This window comes from Pelotomaculum isophthalicicum JI (genome assembly GCF_029478095.1).
GTDB lineage: Bacteria > Bacillota > Desulfotomaculia > Desulfotomaculales > Pelotomaculaceae > Pelotomaculum_D > Pelotomaculum_D isophthalicicum.
The window spans coordinates 84,088-95,523 of sequence record NZ_JAKOAV010000010.1; the positions used below are offsets into that span (position 1 = coordinate 84,088).

An 11,436-nucleotide genomic window follows, 5' to 3' on the forward strand; every position below is an offset into this window, starting at 1 on the left:
CAAGACAATAAAGCACTTTCTAATTCTGACTACTGAGTAGTTACCTTTATTCTATCGCTTCAGTCTAACTTAATTCTTTACTTTCCATACCTTTTTCGCCCGGTCGATGAACAAAACACCGTCCAGGTGATCTATTTCGTGCTGCAGTACCCTGGCAAACAAATTACTTGCTTGAATAATTTGTTCCTTGCCATGGCGGTCCTGACATTTTACCTCAACAGCGGCAGCCCGCGTAACATCTCCCACAGTGCCCGGAATACTCAAGCATCCTTCGGTGTCGGTTTCTTGTCCCTCAAATTTGATTATTTCAGGGTTAATAAGTTCAACCAAACCTTCACCGGCATCTATAACTACTACCCTTTTCGCTACCCCTACTTGCGGCGCCGCCAGACCGACACCTTTTTCGCTATACAAAGTATCAGCCATATTATCAAGTAGCTTTAAAATATTTGAGGTTATTTTCGGCACCGCTTTGGCGCGCTCTCTCAAGATTTTATTCCCCAACTCCACTATTTTATATATTGCCAAAACGACTCCTCCTTTTACATCATCCCCTGCGGGTTAATATCCACATTAACCACAGGTCTGATAGATGAAGGCCCCTTTTCTAATGAGGACAGGCTTTCTCTAATCACATCTCTTAGCAAATCACGGCGGGAGGCCTTAATGACCAACTGCCAGCGGTATCTGTCTTTTATCTTGCTTAACGGCGCGGGAGCCGGCCCAAGAACAGAAATATTTTTACCACTGCCAGCCAAAATGTTTTTCAGCGTTTCTTTAGCCTGCCCGGCTCCTTTTTTTACCTCTTCTTCATCCTCATGGGTAAACAGGAGTCTGGCCAGGTGACTGAAAGGAGGGTATCCCAAAGACCGCCTCACCGGCATTTCGCTGAGATAAAAACGGTCACAATCATGAGCGGCGGCGGCAGTGATACTGTAATGATCCGGGTTATATGTCTGGATAATCGCCTCACCCGGCAATTCACCCCGCCCGGCCCTGCCGGCCACTTGAGTCAACAACTGAAAAGTACGCTCGGCAGCCCGGAAATCAGGCATATGCAGGGTTGTATCGGCATTTATCACCCCTACCAGGGTCACACCTGGAAAATCCAGGCCCTTTGCGATCATCTGAGTGCCGATCAAAATATCAACCTGCCTGTCGCGAAAAGCGTTGATTATTTTTGAATGTGACCCTTTGCGCGCAGTTGAATCACTATCCATCCGGAGGAGCCGCGCCTCCGGGAAGAACTGGCGCGCCTCTTCTTCCACCTTTTGGGTGCCTGCTCCAAAATGCTTGATGCTTTGGCTGCCGCAACTGGGGCACAAATCAGGCGCTCTGACGGTATAATTACAGTAATGGCACCTTAAGCGGCCGTCCCGGTGGTAGATGAGGGATATGTCGCACCTCGGACATTTTAGAACCAGACCGCATTCACGGCAAATAATAAAGGTCGCGTAACCACGTCTATTCAAAAATAGCAGCACCTGCTCACCTTTATCCAGGCGCTTGTTTACCGCGGCGACAAGCGTTCTGCTAAAAATACCGCTGTTTCCACCTTTCATTTCCAGACGCATATCCACAACCCGCGCCAACGGCAAAGGACGCCCGTCAATTCTGTCTGTTAGTTTTAACAACTGATATGGTCCACCCGCGGATGCTTTTAGCTGCGATTCCAGAGAGGGTGTGGCACTGCCCAGCAATACCACCGCTCCTGCGATTTGGGCTCTTTTTATCGCAACCTCCCTGGCATGGTAGCGCAGGTGGTCGTCTTGCTTATAAGATGATTCATGTTCTTCATCTATTACAAACAGCCCCGGCCTGGGCAGCGGGGCAAAAATTGCCGAGCGGGTTCCCAGCACCACGGAGGCCTCGCCTTCCTTGATCCTCCGCCATTCGTCATATCTTTCCCCGCCTGAAAGCGCACTATGTAAAACGGCTACTTGCCCGCCGAACCGCCGGCGAAACATATCTACCATTTGAGGTGTCAGTGATATCTCAGGAACCAGAACAACCGCCTGGCGGCCTGTTCCCAGGGTTATCGAAATTGCCTGCATATAAACTTCGGTTTTACCGCTGCCGGTTATACCATGCAATAAAAAGACTTTAAACATGCCCTGCCGGATATCCCGCGCGACTTGATCCAAAGTTTCTTTCTGTCCGTCGTTGAGAACGAGACCGTTAGAATCAACTGAAGTCTGCGCTACCCGCACCAGCCTGCGCGGCGAATTCTCCGGCGATATCACCAGCAAGCCTTTTTCAACTAGCGTGTCAACTACTGAAGCTGAAACCCCCTCTGCCACGGCCAGTTCCTTGCGGGTCAACCCCGGATTAATCATCGCTTTTTTTAATAAGGCAGCCTGCTTCGGAGCCCGGCTCAGTGAATTCAACGCGCTTTCAAGATCTTTCGCCTGAATAGCCGGGTGGACTTGTTTCACCACACGTTGTCCTTTTACCAGCAACCGGGGTGACAAGATCCGTTGAAGCGCTTCCGCCGTACTGCAGAGATAATTCTCCGCCATCCAACGGGCCAGTTCCAATAATTCCGGCGTAAATACCGGCTCAGCGTCCAGTACCCCGGCGATTTCTTTAATGTTTACCGTATTTTCCGGAAAGCCGAATCCGGTTACGTAACCGGCCAGGCTTCTGTTATTGAAAGGCACCAGTACTCTAATACCTACTTCAACTTTATCCTGAAGAGCGGCTGGGACAGCATAGTGAAAAACCCGGTCAGTACTCCGGGTATTTAGCGCGACAATCACCTCAGCAAAAGCTCCAATTTTCTTCATTATACCCTCCAGGGGAAATCTTTTCAAATGTTAGAGTTATTCTATTATATCAAAAAAAAGCCCGGCGATAAAGAATACCAACCGGGACAAGAGGTCTCACCTGTTACTCTTGACTATTTTGCATAAAGCGAACACTAAATGTTGTCCCCGTGGAACCAGTGTCCACCTCAATTTTAGCATTGTGTCTGTTTGCTATACTGTAGCAGACCGCCAAACCTAAACCTGTGCCATATTCTTTAGTAGTGAAAAAGGGAGTGCCCAGTTTTTCAATTATGTCAGGAGCAATGCCTCCCCCTTGATCCCGCACCAATAATACAACGTCATCATTAACAATAAGAGTTCTTATGATCAATTTCCCACCGGCTGTCATTGCCTCAAGTCCATTGCGAACAAGGTTAAGAACCATTTGGCGTATTTCCTTTTCATCAAGGAGTATATCTGGAATCTCCACCAGATCCAATTCAATATTTTTGTCAGTATTCAGAGCATCCGCCTGAATTAAAGGAAAGATAGTCCGCACTATGTGGTTAAGATTCTGTGATTTTAAATCGACCGGCTTGTTTCTTGCCAAAGTTAGAAACTCGGTAATTATTGAATTAGCCCGGTCTAGTTCCTCGATCATTAAATCAAAGTTATCTTTATATTGTGCGAACGAATCTTTTCTTTTGTACATTTGCAGGAAACCACGCACGGTTGTCATGGGGTTTCTAATTTCGTGGCCGATACCAGCGGCCATTTCTCCAACCAGGTTCAGGCGTTCCAAACGGGCCATTTCTTTTTCAATCTGTTTGCGCTCGGTGATATCATTAATGACACTTAGCAAACATTGCTCGCCGTTGAGTTCAATGATTTCCGCAGAAAACAGACAAGTTAGTACTTCTCCTGACTTCATACGAAAGTTTACTTCAAGGTTTTGAACAACTCCCTGTTCCATGACTGTTCTTATTATTTTTGCGCGGTCTGCAAGATCAACATAAATATTCAGATCTATAACCGTGTTACCGATCACTTCCTGACGCGAATAACCGAAAAGGTTAATAAAATTGTTATTGACGTTAATTAACCGCCCATTTGCGATCACACTGATAGCCAGTGGATTAGGACCGGCATTAAAAGCTTTAAAAAACCGTTCTTCGGATAAACGTAGAGTTTCCTCCATCTGCTTTCTTTCAGTGATTTTCCTTAAGTCCTTCTCAGATTGCTTGCGCTCGGTAATGTCGCGGATGGATTCAATGGCTCCGACCAGGTTGCCTTCGCTGTCAAAAAGAGGTGACGCCTTTCCCCATAAATATACTTCATTTTTCTTAAATGGCAGTTGAATAAAGACCTCTCCGTAAATTGTGTTTCCCTCTCTAACCAAGTTCTTATATTTTCGCCCGGTTGCCAAGTCGTCTAAAAATATCAGATCTATTAAAATCGGCCTTGACTCCCCATAAAAAGGTATGGCGTATGCGTACTCACCTTTACCCATGATATCCGCCTTGCTCACACCGGTCATTTCTTCAATAGCCCTATTCCAGGCAACTACCTTCTTATCCCGATCAATGACCAGTGTAGCGTCAGGTAGAAAATCTATTATGTCCAAAAGCTGTTGATTGGTAGTGTAAAGTTGTTCTTTATTCAAAACAACGCCTCCGTTAATTAAGTAATAAGACGGAGTTATTCTATGCAAGTTATTTTTATTCCTTTAGAGAAATTGTCAACTTAAGTCGAACTTATAATTAATAAATATTACATAACATAGCAAAGAGGCCGCACCGAGAAACATTCCGGTACAGCCTCTTGTATTATCTGTTTCCTTTGTTCTTTTTGATGTTTTTCCGCAACTGCTTATACGTTTCAAGGGACCCTATCATGTCTATCATTTTTTGCTTCTGCGCCCGCGCGGCAGTCATTGTGTTTTTGCGTTCCTCAAAAACCATCTCCCGCTGAAGCTTCTTGTAGTTTTCATATCGCCCAGCGCTTAACGTTCCATCCTCAATGGCTTTCCTCACTGCGCAACCCGGTTCGGACTCATGCCTGCAATCCCTGAAATAGCATCCTTCGGCCAATTTCTCAATGTCATTAAAAGACTTTGTCAAATCGGCGTCTAATACCTGAAGTTCTCTCATTCCCGGTGTGTCGATCACTACTCCGCCATCAGGCAGCATGAGCAGTTGTCTATGGGTGGTGGTGTGCCTGCCCTTACCGTCCCCCCTGATTTCCTTTGTGGCAAGCACTTCCTCGCCCATAAGCCTATTTATCAGAGTGGACTTGCCTACACCTGACGAGCCAATGAAAGCTATAGTTTTTCCCTTGTCAAAATACATAAGCAAGTCAGTGTAACCGCCGTCATTCATACATGAAGTCACAACTACATCCACGCCTGGCGCAACGGATTCTATTTCTACGAGCTTATCATTGATATCCTCACACAAATCGGACTTTGTCAGTACGATTACCGGTATCGCCATGCTGTCCCAGGCGATCGAAAGATACCTCTCAATACGTCGCAGGTTATAGTCTTTATTAAGAGACATACAGATGAACACCGTATCAATATTGGCGGCAATAATTTGACGCTCATGTCCCGTCCCGGCCGCTTTCCGCTCAAAACAGCTCTTCCGTGTGAGAATGTAATGTATTATCGCGTAACCGTTCTTTTCATCGGTTCGGTCAACCAATACCCAATCACCCACGGCAGGATATTCTGCCGAAGCGGATGCCGAATAGCCGAGCTTTCCTGAAACCTTAGCGTTAATCTCTCCACCCTCGGTTATGACTTTGTACATATCTTTATGCTGTATTGAGATTCTCGCTAAAAAGAGATTGTCGCCATACATTGTGGCTTCTTGAGCATATCGTTCGGTAAGCCCTATATTATATAAATTTATTTTATTCATTATTATATTTGTCCTCCCTATTTTGATAGCCAGGCAAGGGGAGGGCAGATTAAATTTAGTTTAAACGCGCCCCCCCTTTTGCTACCGACTCCACTACATATGTTATAAACATAAATACAGCTCCTTTCCGTGTTTGTCCATTCATTAATTTTCTCCAGTGGAAATATTCTTATATTATAATACAGTAATTAATTATCAGGGTAAATAGTGGCAAGAGCAATAAGAATTTTACACTGAAGGCGATATAATATTCCCCTTTTAAACTTTGGGGGCAAGTGTTCCAATTTCATTTATGGGATAATAGCGAAATTCTGCCTTGCCGATAATATTTGCAAGAGATACCGGACCCCAGAATCTACTATCATAGCTGTTATTGCGATTGTCTCCCATCACAAACAATTCATTGTCAGGTACCATAAAAGGAGCAAAATCAGTATTGGGTTTTTCCAGGATATATGGTTCGTCAAGCTGCTTTCCGTTAATGTAAACTAACCCGCCTTTTATTGAAATTGTCTCACCGGGCAAACCAATTACCCTCTTTATTAAAACTTTTTCGTTTAAATCAGCAGATTCGGGAGGATTGAAAACTACAATATCGCCGCGATTAATCCCCCTTGTTCCGTTGAGCTTGTAAAAGAGTTTATCTATTATCAAGTGATCTCCAACTTTTAAAGTCGGAAGCATGGATTCACTTGGGATCCATTTTGCCTCGGCAACGTAAGTTCTGACGGCTAAAGATAAAATAACCGCTATCACAATAGTTTTTATCCAATCAAACAATACTTCCTTTATTTTAGATTCCATTGTTTTCTCCTATAAATAATAGTATTTATATTAAATTATATCTTATTTTCATTATTTGAAACTACTGTAATATATCCCATTCGAAAAACCTGCTCCGGCAATAGAATCTGGCCGTTGCTCAAGCAATTCCTGTAAAAGTAAGATAGAGCAATACCGTGTTAAGTGAGATAATAAGCGTGGTTATTATCCAACCGGTTATATTCGTCAGCGGCCTGTTTACCAGCGTCCCCATAATATCTTTTCGCCGGGTAAGCAGCATTAAAGGTATGATGGCGACGGGCAGCGCAAAACTGAGAACCACCTGACTAACGACCAGCGCCTTTATGGGGTTGATACCCAAAGCAATAATAATCATTGCCGGAACCATTGTCACCAGCCTGGTAACTATCATGGGTAATTTTAAGTTAACGAATCCCTTCATTATTGTTTGACCGGCCAAGGTACCTACCGCCGAAGAAGAAAGACCGGACGCCAACAGAGCTATAGCAAAAGCCCCGCTGGAAAATGAACCAAGCAGCGGAGCCAGGGACTGGTGCGCCTGTTCTATGGACTCGACTTCCATACCCTGGGTAAAAAAAACTGACGCGGAAACCACAACCATCGCCGCGTTAACCAGGAAGGCAATATTCATAGCCAAAACAATATCCAGCCGCTCAAGCTTGAAATGCATATGTTTCTGACTGTCTGTTTCCGGTGTTTTGCGGCACTGGACCAATTGCGAATGCAAATATATAACGTGAGGCATCACAGTCGCCCCGAGCATCCCCACAGCTATTAGTACAGCCTCCCCGTTCGGCAAGGAAGGCATCAGGGTATGGAAGCCAACCTGAATCCAATCAGGTTTCGCCAGAAATAATTCTATGCCATAGGCAATACAGATAACCGCCACCAGACATGCAATAATAATTTCCACTGCTCTCTGGCCGTACTTTTCCATGTAGATAATGATAAAGGTCAGCACACCTGTCAAGAGACCGGCATATACCAGCGGTATATGAAAAAGCAGATACAAACCAAGAGCGCCGCCGAGAAATTCGGCCAGATCAGTGGCCATTGCGGCAATCTCCGCCGCCGTCCAGAAAAACCAGTTTACCTTTCTGGAAAATATCTTTGAACACATTTCCGGCAGGTTAGAACCAGTGGCTATACCAAGCTTGGCTGAGACAGTCTGAAGAAATATCGCCATTAAATTACTCCAGAGAATAACCCAAACGAGATTATAATTAAATTTAGATCCACCGCTAATATTAGTGGCAAAGTTACCCGGGTCAAATACCTGAATTGGAACAGTTCCTTCACTTATCCTCGGGCTCACTCCTGTACCAAGGTGTACAGGCCTGCGATATTATCTATGACAATTTTCGGGAAGGCACGATGACCTGCTGTTTTTTCACATCAACGATTCCTGGGGCGTTAATCCTAAGCCCAGGGGAGAAAATCACAAATCAAAAACAACAATGTATAGAAAATCTCTAAAGACACTTGACCCTGACGTTAGGTAATGGTTTATCATTGAATGTGAAGGAAGTGTGAGCCCATGGGTTATACGATCAACCAGGTTGCCCAACTTGCGGGAGTGACGATCAGAACTTTGCGATATTATGACAAAATTGGGCTGTTAACTCCGTCAACAAGGACAGAAGCAGGTTACAGAATTTACTCGCAAGAAAATGTGGAGAGACTTCAGCAGATACTTTTTTTTAGAGAACTTGATTTTCCTCTTGCGAAAATTATTGAGATACTCAATAATCCCGCATTTGACCGGCAAGACGCGCTAAAAATGCAGGCTGAATATCTCGAAAGGAAAGCACAAAGATACTTGAAATTGTCTCAGCTTGCCAAAGAAACATTAAGAAATTTAGAGGGAGGCAATAAAATGGAAAAAGAGGATATGTTTAAAGGTTTTGACTATGGAAAAATGATGGAGGGACAAAAACAATACGAAGATGAGGTAAAAGAGCGTTGGGGAAACACTAAGGCGTATAAGACATCGATGGCGAAAACAGCGAAGTATACCAAGGAAGATTGGGAACGCATAAACAGCGCGCAAATGCAAAACCTCAAAGATCTTTATAATTTGTACAATGCTAAAGTACCTCATGACGATCCCCGGGTACAGGAGGTAGTCGACAGGTCAAGGAGATTTATAAGTGATAATTTTTATGAATGTTCACTTGAAATCTGGAGCGGGTTGGGCAAGATGTATGTTTCCGACAAGAGATTTACCGCGTATTATGATAAATTCGCTCCCGGTCTTGCCGCATACTATAACGATGCTATCCAGCATTATTGTATTAATAAGGCATAATATTTTTGATATTGGGAACATTTTTCCTCTTAGCGGTGATAAGAAGTACTTCCCGAATACCGTTCTTGCCAAGGAGAGTGATTGATTAAGAGAAGAACGTTCTTGGTTAAGGCAAAGTGCAACAGTGCTAGTGTCAATTATATGGACAGGTGTCAATTATATGGACACAGTCTGCATTGGAGGTAGATGGTTTATCTATACGGCGATACTGATACCACTATAGGTTTTAACGGTGGCACATTAATTGCATCATTTAAAATATTATGTCGCGTTGGCTTTGGCGGTGATTTCCCACTTTAAGCCGGTCGGGAGCCCTCCTCCACCGCCACAGCCGCGTAGGCCGGATTTTTTCAGAGGTGGGAACTTCTCACTTAGATCACTGCATTTCCTTGAGAACTGCCAAATTCCCTTCCCCGCCGGCATCCGTCTTGGCCCTGTCTTCAAATAGTTCCACACGCTCTCATAAAAATATGACTGTTATCAAAATAAAAATTAATAATTTAAAAAAATAACGATAATTTTATGTCCTAGAATTGAAACATTCAAAAAAAAAACCCACCTCTTAAACAGTAGGGTTAAGTACCAGAAACACTTGAAGTTGCTAAGCCTTTGACAATATTTTTTTTCCGACTTTCTGTCCGACATCTTGTCCGAATAGTTCGAGAAATTTAATAAAATCATGGGGTCCTTACTGAACTATTTAACCTGGCTTCCTTTGTTATTAAATTAAGAAAACCCTTGATTCATAAGGAGCTTAAAACATTTAAATGGCGCGCCCGGCAGGAATCGAACCTAGCACCCATTAATAGCCTTGACGATAACAGATTGCCTATTGTATCTAAAAAAACTTATTCATTACCAACCAACCTTTACTTTTCCAGGGTTGTATTGGCGACTCTTGTAGTCTCGAATATCTAAGATAGGTGAATCTTTTTTTGAATATTAACAACAGTCTTTTTAATTAATCTTTCTGGATTTTTTTCTTCCTCTCTACGAAGGAATTTTATATATTCTCTTAAGTTCCCTCCGTGTTTTCCCAATAAAATCTCACGTAATTTCCTTACTTCATTAACAATTGGGTCATTCATTAGTGTCAAACCTCCCCATCAGTTCATATGGTGTAACTATTTCCGGAGTTTTTAACCCAACGGCGTCATTGTATGATTTCAACTTCCTGCGAACGTCTCCATGAGCAAGGTGCTTGCAATTCCATGTTAAAAGGTAGTCAATTTCGTATACTACCGCATAAGCAAGGTGTAACGCATCAACCGCGGATTTCTCGGAAATCTTTAACTCTTCTAAATATTTGCCTGATATTATCTCAAGTTCCTCTTTCACCTGCAAAACTTCAATATCTTTAAATAAATTAAGCTCTTAAACTTACCGCTTTTAAATCACCTGAATAAACTTCGGCCAAAACTGCTTGTGAAATAATGAAAGTTATCCCTTTCCCTATCCCACCATTCACGGGTTATTTGTTGATTAGAAAGCACTAAAATGTCCCTACTCAATCTTGCCGCCAAATAACTTGGTATGGTTGTTTCTAAGTATAAGGTCGGCTTGGTTGTCATAATCATACCTCATTAAAAATAAAAATCCAAGTTCTTACAAAAATTATCTCATTTAAAATTCTTACTGTAAAGAATAAGATTATAAAATTACGCTCACCGGCACGCCGATTGAATGTCCGCCCCCCAGTACAACAGATACGAAAGGCTTAGACATGCTGGCAATAATCTCTGCAATCGCTAAGCCCGCTTCCACATCTCCCCCCACCGTATTGAGCACAATTAAAATGCCTTTTACCGGGATCGCCGGGTATTATTCCCGAATCGGATTTACAACCGGCAGTGGTCATTTTCTTCACTCCTCGCAATACTAAGAAATTTTCTGATTCATTCATCTCTTAGTATGTTTTGGAAGAAGTAAAAGTAACCACCAAAAATTCATGACAAATAATCAACATAAAAGCACATAGTCACATAACGGCCCTTGCAAAGACAAAGGACAAAAGTTGTGCCGTGGAAATTATTTACTAAAAGGGGGATCTTGATAGATTGATACGGATAGCCATCGGATTGTATATGATTTGGCTGGTCGGTGCGGGTATTGTATTGATTTTAGGGAATGTTATATTATAGTTTCTACCTGAATTTAAGCATATTCAAAAAAGGGTTAATTCTACATAAGAAATGGATGGACTATTATTGTGAAAGTAAATGTAGAATTGGGTTTTACATCCCTTGAACAAGAGTTTGAGAATATATCCCTACCCGTGGAAGGAAATATACCAGAATGGCTTTCAGGTACTTTTATACAAAATGGCGCGGCAAAATTTGAGATAGGAAAAGAAAATTATAACCACTGGTTTGACGGTTTGGCCATGCTTCATAAGTTTGCCTTTAAAAATGGACAAGTCTTATATACCAATAAATTTCTAAAAGGGCATACTTTTAAGAATGCAGTAAAAAAAGGAAGAATAGTTTATCCTGAGTTTGCCACTATTCCTAAACGTTCATTACTTTATCACAGTAGTGTTGCATAAAACTTGATTTCAAAAGTCAACATTAAAAAATAATAAGAATTTAGGCTAAGAAAAGGGGTGACAGAATTTTCTGAACAGGGTTTTTTCTTACGTAATCTAAAAAGGCAACGG

Annotated in this window: 9 protein-coding genes and 2 pseudogenes; 2 read left to right on the forward strand and 9 right to left on the reverse strand. The window is 42.7% G+C overall.

Annotation, left to right across the window (positions count from 1 at the left end; all coding sequences use genetic code 11):
- Positions 1–69: 69 nt before the first annotated feature.
- The 6 genes and pseudogenes from def to L7E55_RS07290 form a co-directional block, all read right to left on the reverse strand.
- On the reverse strand, positions 70–528 hold the full coding sequence (gene def / locus L7E55_RS07265) for a peptide deformylase (RefSeq protein ID WP_277443451.1): 459 nt from the start codon (positions 526–528) through the stop codon (positions 70–72).
- A gap of 14 nt (positions 529–542) precedes the next feature.
- On the reverse strand, positions 543–2,786 hold the full coding sequence (priA, locus tag L7E55_RS07270; RefSeq protein WP_277443452.1) for a replication restart helicase PriA: 2,244 nt from the start codon (positions 2,784–2,786) through the stop codon (positions 543–545).
- Positions 2,787–2,889: 103 nt separating this feature from the next.
- The gene (locus tag L7E55_RS07275; RefSeq protein WP_277443453.1) at positions 2,890–4,410 is read right to left on the reverse strand and encodes a PAS domain-containing sensor histidine kinase; all 1,521 of its coding nucleotides are present in this window, start codon (positions 4,408–4,410) and stop codon (positions 2,890–2,892) included.
- 163 nt (positions 4,411–4,573) lie between these two features.
- Positions 4,574–5,668 (reverse strand): ribosome small subunit-dependent GTPase A, encoded by a 1,095-nt coding sequence (gene rsgA / locus L7E55_RS07280; protein WP_277443454.1) that lies wholly within the window; start codon positions 5,666–5,668, stop codon positions 4,574–4,576.
- 258 nt (positions 5,669–5,926) lie between these two features.
- Positions 5,927–6,472 carry a signal peptidase I gene (gene lepB / locus L7E55_RS07285; RefSeq protein ID WP_277443455.1) on the reverse strand — a complete coding sequence of 182 codons (546 nt, stop codon included), beginning with the start codon at positions 6,470–6,472 and terminating at the stop codon, positions 5,927–5,929.
- A gap of 118 nt (positions 6,473–6,590) precedes the next feature.
- A pseudogene (locus L7E55_RS07290) lies at positions 6,591–7,745 on the reverse strand (Nramp family divalent metal transporter); the annotation flags it as partial.
- Positions 7,746–8,009: 264 nt separating this feature from the next.
- On the opposite strand from L7E55_RS07290, the gene L7E55_RS07295 reads away from it, so the two are divergent.
- Positions 8,010–8,780 carry a MerR family transcriptional regulator gene (locus L7E55_RS07295; protein WP_277443456.1) on the forward strand — a complete coding sequence of 257 codons (771 nt, stop codon included), beginning with the start codon at positions 8,010–8,012 and terminating at the stop codon, positions 8,778–8,780.
- 914 nt (positions 8,781–9,694) lie between these two features.
- Here the strand turns inward: L7E55_RS07295 and L7E55_RS07300 are convergent.
- The 3 genes and pseudogenes from L7E55_RS07300 to L7E55_RS07310 all read right to left on the reverse strand — a co-directional run.
- Complete coding sequence (locus L7E55_RS07300) at positions 9,695–9,868, reverse strand: hypothetical protein (RefSeq protein WP_277443457.1); 174 nt, start codon at positions 9,866–9,868, stop codon at positions 9,695–9,697.
- On the reverse strand, positions 9,861–10,118 hold the full coding sequence (locus L7E55_RS07305) for a PIN domain-containing protein (protein WP_277443458.1): 258 nt from the start codon (positions 10,116–10,118) through the stop codon (positions 9,861–9,863). The genes L7E55_RS07300 and L7E55_RS07305 overlap by 8 nt, the downstream gene beginning before the upstream one ends.
- A gap of 321 nt (positions 10,119–10,439) precedes the next feature.
- Positions 10,440–10,586 (reverse strand): annotated as a pseudogene (locus L7E55_RS07310) (ATP-dependent Clp protease proteolytic subunit); the annotation flags it as partial.
- A gap of 403 nt (positions 10,587–10,989) precedes the next feature.
- Between L7E55_RS07310 and L7E55_RS07315 the strand changes: the two are divergent.
- Positions 10,990–11,325 carry a carotenoid oxygenase family protein gene (locus tag L7E55_RS07315; protein ID WP_277443459.1) on the forward strand — a complete coding sequence of 112 codons (336 nt, stop codon included), beginning with the start codon at positions 10,990–10,992 and terminating at the stop codon, positions 11,323–11,325.
- The last annotated feature ends 111 nt before the right edge of the window (positions 11,326–11,436 follow it).